The organism is Streptomyces sp. NPDC029296 (genome assembly GCF_055569255.1).
In genome coordinates this window covers 1-16,806 of the sequence record NZ_JBVHXT010000043.1, presented here as the reverse complement: position 1 = coordinate 16,806, position 16,806 = coordinate 1, and the positions used below count along the sequence as shown (strand labels likewise).

Here is a 16,806-nt window from a genome sequence, read left to right as displayed (position 1 = left end):
TCCGCCGCGCGGCCGGGGTACTCCGGTCGCGTGGCGTACGCGCAGTACAGGGAGGTCAAGCCATGAGCGCACCGGACGACCTGCCGGTCGTGGGCACCCTCGCCGACGCGGCCGCCCTGGTGCGGCGGCGCCGGGGGCTGTACGTGCGATGGTCCAAGGGGCCCGGCACCGATCTCCGCAAGGCGTCCAGTACGGACGAGCTGACCGGCGTGGCCATGCCCGGGCTGTCCGCCAACCCGCTCGACGTGGAGGAGTGGTGGAACGGCCGCTCGGTCGAGCTGTGGGTGGCGCGCCGCCTCTACGACTACGCGCACCTGCCCCACGACAAGGGCCCCGGCGTACGCCCCTGGGTCCTCGGGGGCAGGGAGCGGGGCCGGGGACCCGACAACGAGCCGCTCGTGGCCGACGTCGAACCGCTGTGCTGGATCGCCGACGAGGTGATCGAGGAGGCCCGCCACGAGGTGGCCCGCCAGGAGCGGGCGTGGGGGACCCTGCGCCGCGGCGGCTGAGCCGCGCGCCGGGCGCCCCCCCCCCGCGCCGGGAGGGCCACCGCGCGGCGCGCGGGCGCCGGCCGGGCTCCGGCCGTCAGCCGGAGCGGTAGCGGGAGCGGGCCCGGCGCTTGAGCGCCCGGCGCTCCAGCTCCGTGGTGCCGCCCCAGACGCCGATGCTCTGCCCGGTGTCCAGCGCCCAGTCCAGGCACTGCTCCCGGACCGGGCAGCGTCCGCACACCGCCTTCGCCCGCTCGGTCTGCACCTGTGCCGGGCCGGTGGTCCCGATGGGGAAGAACAGATCGGGATCCTCGTCACGGCACGCGGCATGGTCACGCCAGTTGTCCATCGGAAATCTCCTGGATCGGTGGGAGTCGTCGTGCCCTGTCGTAAGCGTTCTCGCCTTCGGGTGACCGGCCGGGGGAACGTGAAACGGCTCAACCGCCGGACGATCCGGCGACGATGGCGTTCCGGCGGGCGGGAAAGCCCTCCGCGCGCGGGCGTGGGGCGGCGAACAGACGGGGCTCCGGGGCCCGGTGGGCACCGGGCCCCGGACCGGCCACCGCCGGCGGCGAGTTGGCCTCGGTGCGTGATCCGCTCCCTCAGCGGCGCAGCACCTCCGCCGCCGTGGCCGTCACCGCGTCGGCGAGGGCCGCCAGGGCGGGGGAGTCGAGCCTCCACTGCTGCCAGTACAGGGCCACGTCCATGAACTCCCCGGGGACGAGCAGCGCCAGCCGTCCCCGCGCCAGCAGGGGACCGGCCTGGGCCTCCGGGACCATGCCCCAGCCCAGCCCTGCGGCGACCGCCTCCAGGAACCCCTCGGAGGTGGGCACGTGGTGCCGGAACGGACCGGCCGAACCGCGGCCGAGCCGGCGGGCGAAGCCGTCCTGGAAGTCGTCCTTGCGGTCGAAGACCACCACGGGCGCCCGGGACAGCGCCTCCGCCGCCGGCCGCCCCGCCAGCCGGTCGGCGACGAACTCCGGCGCGGCCACCGGCAGATAGCGCATCCGGCCGAGCGGGCGCACCGTGCAGCCGGGGACCGGGTCGGGCGAGGAGGTCACCGCCGCCATCACCAGGCCCTCGCGCAGCAGCGCCGCCGTGTGGTCCTCGTCCTCCCGGCGCAGTTCGAAGCAGAGGTCCGGGACCCGGGTCAGGGCCGGCAGGAACCAGGTTGCCAGCGAATCCGCGTTCACCGCTACCGACACCCGGGTCGGCTCCCCGGTGCCGTTCAGCCCCAGCTCGCCCCAGGCGTCCCGTTCCAGCCGGGCGAGCTGCCGGGCGAACCGCACCAGCACCGCGCCGGACTCCGTGGGCCGTACCGGTTTCGTGCGCTGGAGCAGGACCCGGCCGGTGCGCTGTTCCAGGGCCTTGACCCGCTGGCTGACCGCCGACGGTGTCACGTGCAGCGCGGCGGCGGCCGCGTCGAAGGTGCCCTCGTCGATCACGGCCAGCAGGGTCCGTACCTGCTCCAGGGGAAGTTCTGTCATCACATACGCTAACGCTACCTAAAAATCATTAGCTGTACTTGGGGCTCTGTGTTCTCTAGCGTCCTGTGCATGAACCACGCCCTGACCGCCACCGCCGCCGGGTTCGGCACCGGCCTGTCCCTGATCGTCGCCATCGGCGCCCAGAACGCCTTCGTCCTGCGGCAGGGGGTGCGCCGGGAGGCCGTGCTCACCGTGGTCGGCATCTGCGCCCTGTCCGACGCGGTGCTGATCGCGCTCGGGGTCGGCGGGGTCGGCGCGGTGGTGGTGGCCTGGCCGGGCGCGCTGCGCGCGGTCGGCGTCGTCGGCGGCCTCTTCCTGCTGTGCTACGGCGTCCTGGCCGCCCGCCGGGTGCTCAAGCCGGGCACCACCGGGCTGCGCGCGGAGGGCGAGGCGGCCGGCTCCCGGCGCCGGGCGGTGCTCACCTGCCTGGCGATGACCTGGCTGAACCCGCACGTCTACCTCGACACCGTGTTCCTGCTCGGCTCGCTCGCCGCCGACCGGGGCCCGCTGCGCTGGACCTTCGGGCTCGGCGCCGTGCTCGCCAGCCTGTGCTGGTTCGCCGCCCTCGGCTTCGGCGCCCGGCTGCTCGGCCGGTGTCTGGCCCGGCCGGGCGCCTGGCGGGTGCTGGACGGCCTGGTCGCCGTCACCATGCTGGTGCTGGGCGTGAGCCTGGTCGCCGGGTCCTGACCGCATCCTGTTCGATGTCCGCCGCTCGCTGCTGCGATAGTGAGGCTCTCGAACCGAAAAGATGTAACGAGCAACCAGGACAGCCGTGGACACGAGCGAGAGCAGCAGCACCGAGACCACCCCCGGCCGCCCGGAGGCCGCGGACCCGCCCCGGCGCGGCTGGCGCCGCTGGGCGATGGACACCCGCCCGCTACGCATCCCCGCCTACCGGCGGCTGTGGTCGTCGACCATCGTCACCGCCGTCGGCAGCCAGCTCACCGCCGTCGCCGTACCCAAGCAGATCTACGACATCACCCAGTCCTCGGCCTGGGTCGGCTACGCGAGCTTCGCGGGCCTGCTGCCGATGGTGGCCTTCGCGCTGTGGGGCGGGGCGATCGCCGACACCGTCGACCGGCGCAAGCTGCTGCTGGTCACCAACGGCGGCATCGCGGTGACCTCGCTGCTGTTCTGGGCGCAGGCCGTCACCGGTATGGACTCGGTCGTCGTTCTCATGGTCCTGCTCGCGCTGCAACAGGCGTTCTTCGGACTCAACGCGCCCGCCCGCAGCGCCTCCATAGCCCGGCTGGTCCCGGCCGAGCAGCTGCCGGCGGCGAACGCGCTCGGCTCGACGGTGATGCAGACCGGTCTGGTGGCCGGACCGCTGCTCGCCGGTGCGCTGATCCCGGTCGTCGGGCTGCCGGAGCTGTACCTGATCGACGCGCTGGCGCTGTGCGCGGCCGTGTGGGCCGTCCTGCGGCTGCCCGCCCTGCCGCCGCTCGGCGGGACCGGCGCCCGCCGGGCCGGGCTGCGCGAGATAGCGGACGGATTCCGGTACATCGCCCGGCACAAGGTCCTGCTGCTGTCCTTCCTCGCCGACATCGTCGCCATGGTGTTCGGCATGCCCCGCGCCCTGTTCCCGCAGCTGGCCGCGGAGAGCTACGGCTCCTACGGCGAGGGTCTGGCGCTCGGCGTGCTGTTCGCCGGCATCCCGATCGGCGCGGTGCTCGGCGGCCTGTTCTCCGGGGTGTTCTCGCGGGCCCGCCGGCACGGCTGGATGGTCGTCGGGTCGGTCGTCGGCTGGGGCGTGGCCATCGCCGGGTTCGGGCTGAGCGGCAACCTCTGGGTCGCCGTGGTCTTCCTCGCCGCGGCCGGGGTCGCCGACATGGTCTCCATGGTGTTCCGCGGCGCGATCCTGCTGTCGGCCGCGACCGACGAGATGCGCGGCCGGATGCAGGGGGTGTTCACGGTGGTCGTCGCGGGCGGGCCGCGGCTGGCGGACGTCCTGCACGGCACCGCCGGCGCCGCGTTCGGCCCCCGGGCCGCCGTCGCGGGCGGCGGCGCCCTGGTCGTCGTGGCGATGCTGGCCCTGGCCGGCGCGGTCCCGGCCCTGCGCCGCTACCGCGTCTGACGGGCGGCCACGGGGGCTAGAGCGGACCGACCCGCCGCCGCATCGTGTACTGCTCCATCAGCTTGCCGCGGGTCGTCTCCAGCCGGTGGGCGAGGATCTCGGCCACCGTCCGCACCACCGAGAGCCCGAGCAGCGGATCCTCCACGCACAGGGCGAGCACCGACGGCCCGTCGAACTCGTAGGCGCGCACGTCGGTGAAGGCCACCGCGCCGAAGTCCCACTCGTACGGCGGGAACAGCCAGGACCAGCCGAGCAGGTCGCCCGCGCCGAGCGTGGCCACGGTCACCCGCTGCCGCGAGGTGACCTCGGTGTCCAGGTGGACCGCGCCCGAGCGGATCACCCAGAACCGGTCGGCGGTGCCGCCCGCCTCGAAGATGTGGCTGTCCTCGGGGAAGGAGACCTCCCGGGCCACCTCCATCAGGCGCTCGCGCTGCGCCTGGGGAAGGGCGGTGAGCAGTTTGATCGCTTTGGTCATGCGCGGGGCTCCTCGCCGGCGGCGGTTGCGGTCGGGGTGCTGTGCTTAAGCCCATTTCAGCCGCTGCCGCCGCCCCGGGCACCTCGAAACCGGGGCGCCCGCCGCCTCCCGGCCGTTCCCGGGCAGCAAAAAGCCCTGGCTGGACGGGGGAAACCAGCCAGGGCCGTATGCGGTGACGCGCGGAGGGGGGAAGGACGGTTCCGCGCCGCTCCCGCATCACGTATGGATGAATAATAAACCATTTACCGGGGTTTTCCCCGGGCTTAACCGGGTCAGGTGACCTGTTTCACTCCGTCCGTCCGCACGGGAGGCCCGCCCGGGTGGACGATCTCCTCCAGCACCCGCAGCACGGCCTCGAACGCCCGCGCCCGGTCCGCCGCCTCCGCGGCACCCTGCGGATCCGTCGCCGCCAGGCTCCGGGCCCGCTCCCGCCATGTCTCCTCCTGCGCCGCCGCGTGCTCCTGACCGCGCCGGATGCGGCGCAACAACTCGTCCGCGTCCACGACATCCGTCATATCCGGCGGGTACCCGCGAGCGGCCCGGTGATGACACCCCTACCGAGGGTGCCGGATCCACGCCGTGGCCCGGGGCATCGTTCCGCTTGTGCCGGAGCGGTTCGCGAAGTTCCCCTCATCGGGGTGTTTGCCCTCCGGGGCAGGGGGCAGGCGGAATCTCGTGCTTCGGACCGGAGGCGCGCGCCCAGCGGGGAAGAGACCCGCTGCCTGGGCCCCTCCCGCCGGGCCCGGTGGCTCACCCCGCGGCGAAACCCTGACACCACCGTTCGGGCCAGAACCCGGAACCCCTGTTTCCGGAGGTGCCCTGAAACCACGTTCAGGAGCGATTCCGCATGCTGACCGACATGTCGACAAGCCGTCCCGGCACGACCGCCCCCGCAGGGGCGTCCGCCCGCCGCAGCCACGACGACGCCCCCGACACCGCGGCGCTGTTCGCCCGGCTGGCGGAGCTGGAGGACGGCCCCGAGCGGGACGCCGTACGCGATGAACTCGTCACCGCCTGGCTGCCCATGGCCCACCGGATCGCCGGCCGCTTCCGCGACCGCGGCGAGTCCGTGGAGGACCTGCGCCAGGTGGCCGCACTGGGACTGGTCAAGGCCATCGACCGGTTCGACCCGTCCCGCGGCGCCTTCGAGAGCTACGCCGTGCCCACGATCACCGGAGAGGTCAAGCGGCACTTCCGCGACCGGATGTGGGCCCTGCGCGTACCCCGCCGGGTCCAGGAACTGCGCAACCGGGTCCGGGTGGCCCGCAGGGAGCTCACCCAGAACCCGGGCAGCCCCGAGCCCACCGTCGCCGACATCGCCGCCCACACCGGGCTCACCGAGGAGGAGGTCGCTGCCGGCATGGAGGCGCTGGAGAGCTTCAGCACCCTCTCCCTGGACGCCGAGCTGTCCGCCGGCGACGACGGCTACAGCCTCGCCGACACCCTCGGCGCCACGGACACCTCCTTCGACACCGTCGTCGACCGGGAGGCCGCCAAGGAGGGCCTGCGCCGGCTGCCCGAGCGTGAACGGGCCATCCTCTACATGCGCTTCTTCGAGGACATGACCCAAAGCCGCATCGCCGACCGGCTCGGCATCTCGCAGATGCACGTCTCCCGGCTGATCAGCCGCAGCTGCGCCCGCATCCGCGACGAGGCGCTGGGCACGCCCCGGCCCGGCTCCGCCGGACGGCGCTGACCGCTCACCGGGAGGGCCCGCCGGCCACGCCGAGCGGGCGCGCCAGACCGGAGACCGCCTCGTCCAGCCGCTGCAGATGGCGCAGCACCCGGTCGGTCACACGGCCGTAGCGCGGGGTGCGCAGGGTTCCCGGCTCCAGCATCGACGCGATGCTGGGGCCGCTCTCGATCTTCTCGGCGGAGTGCGGATCGGCCACGTGCGCCGCGATCGCCTCGATGTTGTGCAGGATCCGCCCGCATGCCCCGCGCAGCCGGGGGTCGGCCGCGATCGAGGGATGCGTGGGCAGCAGTTCGGCCGTGGCGGCGAGGGACCGCCCGTGGTACGCGCAGGTCTCCAGCAGCGCCACCACGTACCGCACCGAGTCCCGGCGCGAGCGCAGCGGGGTGATCGGATGGGTCAGCGGCTGGGTGGCCGCCCGCAGGTCCGCCAGCGCCTGGTCCAGCTCCCGCGCCTGTTCCACCAGATCGCCGCCGGGCCCGCCGCTGAGCTGGTCGACGGCGCCCCGCGTGACGTCGGCGAGCCGCTCCAGGACCGCCACCAGCAGCTCGTTGGTACGGCGGTCGGTGTGCACGGGCAGCACCACCGCCGCCGCGAACACCCCGCAGGCCGCGCCGAGCGCCGTCTCCTCGATGCGCAGTACCAGCACCGCCGCGCTGTAGGTGTTCAGCAGCGTGTAGAGCAGTCCCAGCATCGCCGTGACGAAGAACGACATCAGCGTGTACGACAGCGGCGCGGTGTAGAACATCGCGAAGATGAACAGCAGCACCAGGCCGAACGCCATCCAGGTGTGGTGCCCGACCAGCCCGGCGAGCCCGATGCCCGCCACCACGCCGAGCACCGTGCCCAGCAGCCGCCGGTAGCCCTTCACCACGATCTCGCCGGTGGAGGCGGTGTTCAGGAACACGATCCAGCACGTCAGCACCGCCCAGTACCAGCGCTGGCTGGACAGCAGCTCGCCGCCGGCGATGGCCAGCGAGGAACCGACGGCCACCTGGACGGCGGCCCGGGTGGTGGGCCGGCGCAGCCCGGTCGGCTCCGCCTCCGGCGCCCGCTCCTCGCTGATCTCGATCGCGGTGTCCTCCGCGTCCAGCTCCTCGCGCGAGCGGGTGGTCGCCGGGGTGTCGGCGGACTCGTCCTGCGGCCCGTCCAGGGCCAGCCGCAGGCCGAGCGCGGCGCGGGCCGCCTCGCCGAGCCCCCGGAAGACGTCCTGCACGGCCGGGGAGGCGTCGGGCAGGTTCTCCTCCTCGCGGTAGCCCAGCAGCCGGTTGCGCACCCGGGCGAGCGCGGCCCCCGGCGCCTCCCCGGCCGGCCGCAGCATCAGCACCCGCAGCGCCCGCAGGTCCCGGCGCAGCGCGGCCGCCGCCCCGTCCCGCACCGGCAGCTCGATCCCCGAGGGCACCGGGGCGCCCGGCAGATGCAGGGTGAGGGTGTCGGTGCGCTCGGCGCTGCGCGCGGTGAGCAGCAGCAGCCCCAGCCGTTCGGCCGCGATCTCCGCGTCCGCGATCCGGCGCTGGAGCAGCCGGGCCACCGCCGGGTCCGAGGTGCCGTCCTCCAGCCGGCCCTGGATCAGCAGCGCCGTCTCGTGCAGCCGGGCGGTGCGGGTGCGCAGCTCCTCCAGCACCTTCTCCACCTCCTCCGGTCCGGCGTCCGGCAGCTTCGCCTGGCTGGCGAGCAACTGGGCGAGCCGGGCGCGGAAGGCCCGCCGCAGCCGGTCCAGGGTGCCCGCCGGGGTCTGCGGCAGCAGCACGAACCGGGCGGTGGCGCTGCACGCGAACGCCACCGCGATGACGCCGTACAGCCCGGGCAGCGCCGCCGTCGTGGCCTGCACGAACAACGACAGGAAGTAGACCTGGAACCCGATCAGCCCGAGTGCCGTGCCGCGGTCGCCGAACCGGCGGCCGTAGACGGCGCCGAAGATCAGGGCGACGAAGAACAGGTCGCCGACGACGACGCGCTGGTTGAGCAGCGCGCCCAGCGACACCGAGGCGAGCGCCATCGGCAGGCCGAGCGCGAGCGTGACGGCCTGCCGGGCGGGCTGCTTCTCCCGGATGGCGAAGGTGGCGACCATCGCGGCCATGGCCCCGGCGACCAGACGGGGGACCGGGACGCTCGCGCCGGCCAGCACGGCGAGGGTCAGGGCGATGGCGGTGACCGTGCGCAGTCCCGCCGTCAGCCGGAGCAGTCCGGGGTCCGACGCCGCGAGCCGGTCCCACATCCGTACCCGTCCCGACCGTCCCCGTTCCCTCACCTGGCCGCGCTCTCTCCCGTACCGGACATTGATCCGCGACCCAGCATCGCACGCGCGCCCGGGTTACCTGCCCTCGGCCAGGGTGGCGGCCACCAGGGCGTTCGCGTGCCCGTGGCCGAGCCCGTGCGCCGACTTCAGCCAGCCGACCAGCTCCATGTGCCGGGTCAGCGGCGAGGAGCGGATCAGCTCCTGCCACTCGGCGACCGGGCGGCCGTACTTCGCCTCGATCGAGGGGAAGTAGCTCGCCGGGCCCTTGACGGTCTTCTCGGTCATCGTGGTGCGTCCCTCCGTGCGGTGTTCCGTGATCACCTGGTAAGACGGCCGGCCCGGGCCGGACTCGTCGGCGGTCCCGGGTGATCACGGTCACATCAGGACGGGCCGACGGCCGCGCCCTCCACCCGGGCCCGCACCTGTTCGGGCGTCAGATAGGAGTCGGTGAACTCGAAGTCCTTCAGCCGGGCGGGCTTGCGGGCCTGGAAGCCGGTGCGCACGAAATCGTCGCCCGCGACCGCGTTCAGCATCCAGTTCGTCATCACCCGCGTCTTGGCGACGTTGGTGCGCAGCGCCGACCAGTGGTAGCCGCGGGCCACCGCCTGCGCGGGCACCCCGCGCAGCTCCACGCCGAGCGGCTTGGACACCGCGTCCTTGCCGCCGAGGTCGACGACCAGTCCCAGGTCCTTGTGCTCGTAGGGCCGCATCGGCTGTCCGCGCAGCGTGGCGATGACGTTGTCGGCGACCACCTTGCCCTGCCGCATGGCGTGCTGGGCGGTGGGCGGGCAGACCGCGCCCTCGTCGCCCTTGGCGAGGTCCGGCACGGCCGCCGAGTCGCCGAGCGCGAACACCCCGTCATGGCCCGGCAGGCACATCTGCGCGGTCACCGCCAGCCGGCCCTTGACCGTCTCCGCGCCGAGCGTGGCGATCAGGGGACTGGCGACCACCCCGGCCGTCCAGATCAGGGTGTGCGTCGGCACCACCCGGCCGTCGGTGAAGGTGACCTCCTCCGCGCCGGCCTTGTCGATCGACACGCCCAGCGAGACCTCGATACCGCGCCGTCCGAGGATCTCCTGCGCGCTGCGGCCCAGCTTGTCGCCCAGTTCCGGCATCAGCTTGGGCGCGATGTCGATCAGGTGCCAGCGGATCAGACCCGGGTCCAGGCGCGGGTAGCGCTGCACGGCGGCGTGGGTGAGGCGTTGCAGGCAGGCCGCGGTCTCCGTGCCCGCGTAGCCGCCGCCGACCACCACGAACTGCAGCCGCGCGGCCCGTTCGGCCGGGTCGTCGCTGGCGTCCGCCAGATCCAGCTGCGAGATGACGTGGTCGCGGATGTAGGCGGCCTCGGCGAGCGTCTTCATCCCGAAGGCGTGGTCGGTCAGGCCCGGGATGTCGAAGGTGCGGGTCACACTGCCCGGGGCGAGCACGATGTAGTCGTACGGCTCGTTGACGATCTTGTCGGTGATGGTGCGGACGACACACACCTTGGACCTCAGGTCCACCCCGATCGCACCGCCCGGGATGATCCGGGTGCGGTACTTCTTGCTGCGGCGCAGCGACAGGGCGATCGACTGCGGCGTGAGCACGCCGGAGGCGACCTGGGGCAGCAGAGGCAGGTAGAGCTGGTAGGAGAACGGCGTCACCAGAGTGACGTCGGCCTCGTCGGGCGCGAGTTTCCGCTCCAGGCGGCGGACGCACTCGACTCCGGCGAAGCCTGCGCCCACCACCAGGATCCTGGGTCGTGTCACGGTGTTCATCCCTTTCTGCGGCTCCGGACGGTCCGGCTCGATGCCGCCGGCCCGCCCCGGATCGCTGTGCGCCGACTCCGATCCCACCGCGCCCGCGACCACCCCGCCAGCCGGGCGCGGCAGCCAGACGAACGCGTGGGGGGCACCACGCCCCCGCTGTCCGGTGGAGTAACCGGTGGGCGCCCGCCTACACGTGGTGCGGCCGCCCGCCCGGCGTTCCCCGTGTCACCAGGGCAGGAACGCGTGGATGTCCTTGCCGCTGTCGTGCACGACGACGCTGACCTGGCTGCACAGGGTGTGCACCAGGTGCCAGCCGATGCCGCCGCCACCGGTGCGCGGGTGGAAGGGCCGCGGCTCCGGCCGCTCCGGGTTGGTGTCCCGCATCGTCACGTGCACCCCGTCGAAGGTGCGGCGCAACCGCAGGCCGAAGGGGCCCGGCGCGTACTGGATGGCGTTCGCGGCCAGCTCGGTCACCACCAGCAGGATGTCGTCCCAGTACTCCTGGGCGCCCGGTGGCGCGTCACGGGAGAGCGCGTGGAGGAATTCCTCCGCCGCGAGCCGCGCTCCCGTGACGTTGCGCAGCTCACCGGGGAAGGAGAACGTACGCTCGTACTTCTCCTCCGACGGTGGTGTGTCGTCCCAACGCGGCTCCGTCGCCATCTCGCTTCCCCGGCCCCGTCCGGCACCGGCGGCCGGACGGTCCTCGTCGCTGATCTCTTCGATGCGCTGCGGGTTCCCCCACTGGCGCGGACTATCCTTCCGCCCTCTCCGCTCCCGCGATTCCCCCGGGGGCGCCGCCTCCTCGGCGGAACACGTCGTCCGTCCCGTCCGGGTCGGCCGGCTCCCGCACCACCGGCCGCGGCCGGGACCGGGCCGCGTACATCGCCTCGATCCCGGCGGCGCAGTGCCGCGCCACGGCGTCCCGGCGCAGCTTGGGGGACGGCGTGGGCAACAGCGCGCCCCGGCCCGTCCCGGGGGCGCCGCGGTGTGCGCCCACCAGGTCCCGGGCCACGTCCGACACCCGGTCCCGCAGCTCGGCCGCCGTCACCGTCCGCCAGAGCGGGGCGGCGGCCGGGGCGGAGGCGACGTTCCGCATGCGCTGCTCCCGGGGTACGCAGGGACACACCGCCGACCGGCTCGCTGTCGGCGGTGCTCGAATGTAGCTCAGGGGACAGCGTCCGGTGACCGGAACCGGGAAGTCGTGATCGGCTGATGATGTGGGCCCGTCCTGGGGACTCGGGGGACATGAGTCATGTGAACCCCGATCCGGAGCCCGAGCGCACCACCGGGCTGGAGCCCGGCGGCTCCGTCCCGCCCGGCGAGACGCCGCCCGCCGAGAGCAGCATGCCCGAGGCCGGGCCCCGGGAGACGCACAATCCGACGAAGGGCTGGGCCAAGGCGCCGCTGACCGTGATCCTGCTCCTGGTGGTCCTGATCGCGGCGTTCTTCCTGGTCTACGCGCTGATCCTGATCCTGTGACCGCCGCCGGGCGGGACGCTCACCCCTGCGTGCGCCGCACGCACTCGGTGACCACGTCCCGCAGGCTGCCGGTGCGCTCCAGCAGCCGGCGCTGTTCCCGTGCGCCGTTGCCCCGGTGCAGCAGCTCCGCCACGCCTTCCGTGGCGCGGTCGGCGTCGCCGGCGGCGCCGAGCGCGTCCCCGGTGTACTCCAGCAGGGAGTCCAGCACCCGCGCGGCGGGCCGGGGCCGCAGGGTGACCGGGTCGAGCAGCTCCTCCTCCAGGCCGAACCGGGCGGCCTGCCAGTCGGCCATCCTGAGCAGGCTCACCCCGGTGTCGGGCGTCGGCCGGCCCGCCCGCCACTCGGCGGCGGCCGTCTCCACGAGGGCGCGGACCAGCGTGGCGAGCAGGACGGCGGTCCCCGCGCCCAGGCACACATCCGCCACCCGTATCTCCACCGTCGGATAGCGGGCGGACAGCCGGGCGTCGAAGTAGATCATGCCCTCGTCCAGCACGACGCCCGTGGCCACCATGTCGGCCACCCGCCGGTGGTAGCGCTCGGCGGTGCCGAACGGCTCGGCCGGCCCGGCCGACGGCCAGCGGTTCCACACCCGGCTGCGATAGCTGGCGTAGTCGGTGTTGCGGCCCTGCCAGAACGGGGAGTTCGCGCTGATCGCCCGGAGCACCGGCAGCCAGGGACGGAGCCGGTCGAGGACGGCGACCCCCTCCTCGTCCGACTCCACGGACACATGCACGTGGCAGCCGCAGACGAGCTGGTCCCAGGTCGGGATCCCGAACCGATCGGCCAGCCACTGATAGCGCTCGTTGACGCTCAGCGAGGGGCTGACCGGCAGCGGCGAGGTGGCCAGCGCGGCGACGGCGCAGCCGATCTCCCCGGCGTGCCGGGCCGCCTCCTTGCGGCAGCGGACGATCTCGTCCCCGAGCCGCGCCATGTCCGACTGCGGATGCGTGGCGAACTCCAGCATCTGCCCGAACAGTTCCTTCTCGAAGACCTGCTGTCCGGGGTCGTCCTGGGCGGCGCGGGCGAGAACGGCCGCCGCCAGCGCCTTCGGGTCGCCGCTGTCCGGGTCGACCAGGAGGAGTTCCTCCTCCACTCCTACGGTGCGCAATGGGGCCGCCCTTCTGTGTCGTGCCGCGGGGGCAGTCGAGGCTCTGTACGACCCCGACTGCCCCCCGGACGGCCACCGACACCTGCGGCGCCTCAGCCCTCCGGCACCAGCCAGACCGTGGCGAGCGGCGGCAGTGTCAGCGAGAGGGCCCCGTCCGCGGCCTCGACCGGCCCGCCGGCGCCGACACCGCTGCCGCCGTAGCGCACCGCGTCGGTGTTCAGCTCCTCCCGCCAGGCGGCCACGCCCTCGGGCGCCCCCAGGCGGTAGCCGTGCCGGACCACCGGAGAGAAGTTCGACACCGCCAGCAGCGGGCCGCCGTCCGCCGCGAACCGCAGGAACGCCAGCACGTTGTCGTCCGCCGCGTCGCACAGCACCCACCTGAAGCCGCCCGGGTCGGTGTCCCGCTGCCACAGCGCCGGCGTCGCCCGGTACACCCGGTTCAGATCACGGACCAGCGACTGCACGCCCCGGTGGTCGCCCGCCGAGTGGTGGCCGTCGCCGAGCAGCCACCACTCCGGGCCGTGCGCCTCGGACCACTCCGCTCCCTGTGCGAACTCCTGCCCCATGAACAACAGCTGCTTGCCCGGGTGGGCCCACATGAACCCCAGATAGGCGCGGTGGTTGGCCCGCCGCTGCCACCAGTCGCCGGGCATCTTCGACACCAGCGCCCGCTTGCCGTGCACGACCTCGTCGTGGGAGATCGGCAGGACGTAGTTCTCGCTGTAGGCGTACACCATCGAGAAGGTCATCTCGTCGTGGTGGTACCTGCGGTGCACCGGCTCCTTCTGGATGTACTCCAGCGAGTCGTGCATCCAGCCCATGTTCCACTTCAGCCCGAAGCCCAGCCCGCCGCCGTCGGTCGGCCGGGTCACCCCGTCCCACGCGGTGGACTCCTCGGCGATGGTGACCACGCCCGGGCAGCGCCGGTAGACGGTGGCGTTCATCTCCTGGAGGAAGGCGACCGCGTCCAGGTCCTCCCGGCCGCCGAACACGTTCGGCTCCCACTGCCCGGAGTCCCGTGAGTAGTCCAGGTAGAGCATGGAGGCGACCGCGTCCACCCGCAGCCCGTCGATGTGGAACTCCTCGCACCAGTAGACGGCGTTGGCGACGAGGAAGTTGCGCACCTCGGTGCGGCCGTAGTCGAACTCGTAGGTCCCCCAGTCCGGGTGCTCGGCACGGGAGGCGTTCCCGGGCTCGTACAGCGGCTCCCCGTCGAACCGGGCCAGCGCCCAGTCGTCCTTCGGGAAGTGCGCCGGCACCCAGTCCATGATCACCCCGAGGCCGGCCCGGTGACAGGCGTCCACGAAGTACCGGAAGTCGTCCGGGGAGCCCAGCCGGGGCGTCGGCGCGTAGTAGGAGGTGACCTGGTACCCCCACGAGCCGCTGAACGGATGCCCCGCCACCGGCATCAGCTCCAGGTGGGTGAAGCCCAGCTCCCGCGCGTAGGCGGGGAGTTCCTCGGCGAGCTGCCGGTAGGTCGCGCCGGGACGCCAGGACGGCAGATGCACCTCGTACACCGAGAACGGCGCCTGGTGCACGGGGGTGTCGCCGCGGTGCGCCATCCACTGGGCGTCGCCCCACGCGTAGCGCGACGCCGTCACCACCGACGCGGTGTCCGGCGGGACCTCCGTGCACCGCGCCATCGGGTCCGCCTTCAGGAACCGGTGGCCGTGCCGGGAGGTGATCTCGAACTTGTACCGGGTGCCCTCGCCGATCCCGGGCAGGAACAGCTCCCACACCCCGGACGCGCCGAGCGAGCGCATCGGGTACTGCGTGCCGTCCCAGTACGTGAAGTCCCCGGCCACCCGCACCCCCCGGGCGTTCGGCGCCCACACCGTGAACCGGGTGCCGGCCACGCCCTGGTGGACCATCGGCTCCGCGCCGAGCGCCCGCCACAGCCGCTCGTGCCGGCCCTCCCGGATCAGATGCAGGTCCAGCTCGCCGAGGGCGGGCAAGAAGCGGTACGGGTCGTGCACCTCCCGCTCCCCGTCGTCGTACGCCACCAGCAGGGTGTACGACGGGATGCCCGGGCCCGGCAGCACGCCGGCGAACAGCCCGTCGCCCTCCGGGCGCAGCTCGGTGCGGGTGCCGTCGGTCAGGACGCTCACCGCGCGGGCGTTCGGGCGCAGCGCCCGCAGCAGCGTGCCGCCCGGCACCGGGTGGGCGCCCAGCAGGGCGTGCGGATCGTGGTGCGCCCCGGCCAGCAGCCGGCCGCGCTCGGCGGGGTCCAGCGGCTCGGCCACGGGGGGCACGGGGCCCGCGGCCTCCGGGCGTGTGGTGTCGCGCAGTGCCATGCGTCAGCCTCCCCACACGGCGAGCCGTTTGATCGCCGCCATCGGAACCGGCAGCCAGTCCGGTCGGTGTCTCGCCTCGTACAGCACCTCGTAGACCGCCCTGTCCGTCTCGTGCGCGCGCAGCAGCGCGTGCTTCTTGCGTGGATCCCAGCCCGCGCGGGCCGCGTAGCCCGCGCAGAACGCCTCCCGGCAGCGGCGCGCCCACTCGGGTCGCCAGGGGCGGCGCTGCCGGGCCGCGTAGTCGAAGGAGCGCAGCATCCCGGCGACGTCGCGCACCGGGGACTGCGGGCTGCGCCGCTCGGCGAGCGGCCGGGACGGCTCGCCCTCGAAGTCGATGACGAACCAGTCGCGGCCGGCCCGCAGCACCTGCCCCAGGTGCAGATCGCCGTGGACCCGCTGGGCGGGCGGCCCGGTGTCGCAGGTGGCCAGCGCCGCGAACGCGGCCCGCAGGCCGGGCACGAAGGGCAGCAGCCCGGGTACGGCGTGCGCGGCGGCGTCCAGCCGTGCGCTCATCGCCTCCGCCGTACGGCCGTTCTCGCCCGGCCCGGCCGGCGGGAACGCCTCGGCCAGCGCCAGGTGCACCTCGGCCATGGCCCGGCCCAGCGCCCGGGCCTCGGCGGTGAAGTCGTCGCCCGCGGCGAGCGCGCCGAGCGCCAGCGACCAGCCGTCGGTGGCGTCCGGCAGGAACGGCTGGAGCACCCCGAGGGTGGCCGGGCGCGGGCCGTCCGTGGTGAACCAGGCCACCGGCGCCGGCACCCGGGAGCAGCCGAGCGCGGCCAGCGCCGCGGGCACCTCCAGGTCCGGGTTGACGCCGGGCTGGATCCGCCGGAACAGCTTCAGGATGTACGCGTCGCCGTAGACGACCGAGGAGTTGGACTGCTCGGCGTCCAGCAGCCGCGGCGGCAGACCGCCGGGCACCCGGGCGGCCGGGTCCGCCTCGAACCGCAGCGGGCCCGCCGCGCCGGGCCGCCGCAGCCGCTCCAGCAGCAGCTGGGCCGAGCGCGGGTCGTGCAGCGCGTCGTACACCGCGAGTCCGGCCAGCGGTCCCGCCGCGGCCCGCCCGATGAACGCCCGTTCCAGGCGCGGCGCGAGGTGCCGGCGCAGGCTCAGCAGCAGCTGGTAGCAGTCCCCGGGCGGGGGCGTGCCGCCGGGGGTGGGCACCGGCGCGTGCGAGGCGTGCACCAGCAGGTGCAGGCAGCCCGGGAACAGCTCGGTCACGGACAGCACCGACAGATCGGTGACGGGCCGGTCCTTGCCCGCGAACCAGCGTTGCCCGGGCAGCCACTCGCGCAACAGTCCGCCGAGCGAGTCCAGGGGCCCGTCGAGCGCGGTCGCGGCGCGCGGCCGGGGGGTGATGGTGTTCGGCATGGTGACGCGTCCTTTCCTCGGCGCCGGACGGGTCAGCGGCGGCGGCCGATGCGGGATGCGACTCGGGTGAGCCGGAACCAGTAGAAACCGTGGCCTTGCAGGGTCAGCAGATAGGGCAGTTCGCCGATGGCGGGGAAGCGCACCCCGCCGATCAGCTCGACGGGGTGCCGTCCGTCGTAGGCCCGCAGGTCGAGTTCGGTGGGCTGGGCGAAGCGGGAGAAGTTGTTGACGCACAGCACCAGGTCGTCGCCGTGTTCCCGCAGGAAGGCGAGCACCGCCGGGTTGGAGGACGGCAGTTCGGTGTAGGAGCCGAGTCCGAAGGCGGGGTTCTGTTTGCGGATCTCGATCATCCG

The 16,806-nt window shown here is 73.8% G+C and carries 18 protein-coding genes; 5 read left to right on the top strand and 13 right to left on the bottom strand.

Annotation, left to right across the window (positions count from 1 at the left end):
• The first annotated feature begins 62 nt into the window (after positions 1-62).
• Positions 63-509 carry a DUF6098 family protein gene (locus ACZ4W9_RS31620; protein WP_467941484.1) on the top strand — a complete coding sequence of 149 codons (447 nt, stop codon included), beginning with the start codon at positions 63-65 and terminating at the stop codon, positions 507-509.
• A gap of 76 nt (positions 510-585) precedes the next feature.
• On the opposite strand, the gene ACZ4W9_RS31615 is transcribed toward ACZ4W9_RS31620, so the two are convergent.
• On the bottom strand, positions 586-837 hold the full coding sequence (locus ACZ4W9_RS31615; RefSeq protein WP_467941482.1) for a WhiB family transcriptional regulator: 252 nt from the start codon (positions 835-837) through the stop codon (positions 586-588).
• A 253-nt stretch (positions 838-1,090) separates the two neighbouring features.
• On the bottom strand, positions 1,091-1,978 hold the full coding sequence (locus ACZ4W9_RS31610; protein WP_467941481.1) for a LysR family transcriptional regulator ArgP: 888 nt from the start codon (positions 1,976-1,978) through the stop codon (positions 1,091-1,093).
• Positions 1,979-2,044: 66 nt separating this feature from the next.
• Between ACZ4W9_RS31610 and ACZ4W9_RS31605 the strand changes: the two genes are divergently transcribed.
• Together ACZ4W9_RS31605 and ACZ4W9_RS31600 are read left to right on the top strand one after the other, a co-directional pair.
• On the top strand, positions 2,045-2,662 hold the full coding sequence (locus ACZ4W9_RS31605) for a LysE/ArgO family amino acid transporter (protein WP_467941480.1): 618 nt from the start codon (positions 2,045-2,047) through the stop codon (positions 2,660-2,662).
• Positions 2,663-2,747: 85 nt separating this feature from the next.
• Entirely contained in the window at positions 2,748-4,049 is a 1,302-nt protein-coding gene (locus tag ACZ4W9_RS31600) for an MFS transporter (protein ID WP_467941478.1), read from the top strand.
• A gap of 16 nt (positions 4,050-4,065) precedes the next feature.
• Here ACZ4W9_RS31600 and ACZ4W9_RS31595 read toward each other — a convergent pair whose 3' ends face one another.
• Entirely contained in the window at positions 4,066-4,524 is a 459-nt protein-coding gene (locus ACZ4W9_RS31595) for a cyclic nucleotide-binding domain-containing protein (RefSeq protein WP_467941476.1), read from the bottom strand.
• Between the two features lie 272 nt (positions 4,525-4,796).
• Positions 4,797-5,039: a hypothetical protein gene (locus tag ACZ4W9_RS31590; protein WP_467941475.1), complete on the bottom strand. Its 243-nt coding sequence runs from the start codon at positions 5,037-5,039 to the stop codon at positions 4,797-4,799.
• A 332-nt stretch (positions 5,040-5,371) separates the two neighbouring features.
• Here ACZ4W9_RS31590 and ACZ4W9_RS31585 point away from each other — a divergent pair, with 332 nt between their 5' ends.
• Entirely contained in the window at positions 5,372-6,220 is an 849-nt protein-coding gene (locus tag ACZ4W9_RS31585; RefSeq protein ID WP_467941474.1) for an RNA polymerase sigma factor SigF, read from the top strand.
• A 4-nt stretch (positions 6,221-6,224) separates the two neighbouring features.
• Here ACZ4W9_RS31585 and ACZ4W9_RS31580 read toward each other — a convergent pair whose 3' ends face one another.
• The 5 genes from ACZ4W9_RS31580 to ACZ4W9_RS31560 form a co-directional block, all read right to left on the bottom strand.
• On the bottom strand, positions 6,225-8,435 hold the full coding sequence (locus ACZ4W9_RS31580; protein ID WP_467941472.1) for an FUSC family protein: 2,211 nt from the start codon (positions 8,433-8,435) through the stop codon (positions 6,225-6,227).
• Positions 8,436-8,531: 96 nt separating this feature from the next.
• Complete coding sequence (locus ACZ4W9_RS31575) at positions 8,532-8,741, bottom strand: DUF4287 domain-containing protein (protein WP_467941471.1); 210 nt, start codon at positions 8,739-8,741, stop codon at positions 8,532-8,534.
• 95 nt (positions 8,742-8,836) lie between these two features.
• The gene (locus ACZ4W9_RS31570) at positions 8,837-10,213 is read right to left on the bottom strand and encodes an NAD(P)/FAD-dependent oxidoreductase (RefSeq protein ID WP_467941470.1); all 1,377 of its coding nucleotides are present in this window, start codon (positions 10,211-10,213) and stop codon (positions 8,837-8,839) included.
• Positions 10,214-10,429: 216 nt separating this feature from the next.
• A complete protein-coding gene (locus ACZ4W9_RS31565; RefSeq protein WP_467941468.1) occupies positions 10,430-10,864 on the bottom strand; it encodes an ATP-binding protein in 435 nt (144 codons plus the stop codon).
• A 91-nt stretch (positions 10,865-10,955) separates the two neighbouring features.
• Positions 10,956-11,300 (bottom strand): hypothetical protein, encoded by a 345-nt coding sequence (locus ACZ4W9_RS31560; protein WP_467941466.1) that lies wholly within the window; start codon positions 11,298-11,300, stop codon positions 10,956-10,958.
• A gap of 149 nt (positions 11,301-11,449) precedes the next feature.
• Here ACZ4W9_RS31560 and ACZ4W9_RS31555 point away from each other — a divergent pair, with 149 nt between their 5' ends.
• Entirely contained in the window at positions 11,450-11,683 is a 234-nt protein-coding gene (locus tag ACZ4W9_RS31555; RefSeq protein WP_467941465.1) for a DUF6480 family protein, read from the top strand.
• A 19-nt stretch (positions 11,684-11,702) separates the two neighbouring features.
• On the opposite strand, the gene ACZ4W9_RS31550 is transcribed toward ACZ4W9_RS31555, so the two are convergent.
• From ACZ4W9_RS31550 to ACZ4W9_RS31535, 4 genes are all read right to left on the bottom strand, one after another.
• Positions 11,703-12,791, bottom strand: coding sequence for a glutamate--cysteine ligase 2 (locus ACZ4W9_RS31550; protein WP_467941464.1), 1,089 nt, complete (start codon positions 12,789-12,791; stop codon positions 11,703-11,705).
• A gap of 92 nt (positions 12,792-12,883) precedes the next feature.
• Positions 12,884-15,085 (bottom strand): 1,4-alpha-glucan branching enzyme, encoded by a 2,202-nt coding sequence (glgB, locus tag ACZ4W9_RS31545; RefSeq protein WP_467941462.1) that lies wholly within the window; start codon positions 15,083-15,085, stop codon positions 12,884-12,886.
• Positions 15,086-15,088: 3 nt separating this feature from the next.
• A complete protein-coding gene (locus ACZ4W9_RS31540; RefSeq protein ID WP_467941461.1) occupies positions 15,089-16,453 on the bottom strand; it encodes a maltokinase N-terminal cap-like domain-containing protein in 1,365 nt (454 codons plus the stop codon).
• A 32-nt stretch (positions 16,454-16,485) separates the two neighbouring features.
• Positions 16,486-16,806, bottom strand: a 321-nt coding sequence (locus ACZ4W9_RS31535) for an alpha-glucosidase C-terminal domain-containing protein (protein ID WP_466717806.1), incomplete at its 5' end; no start/stop codon positions are given.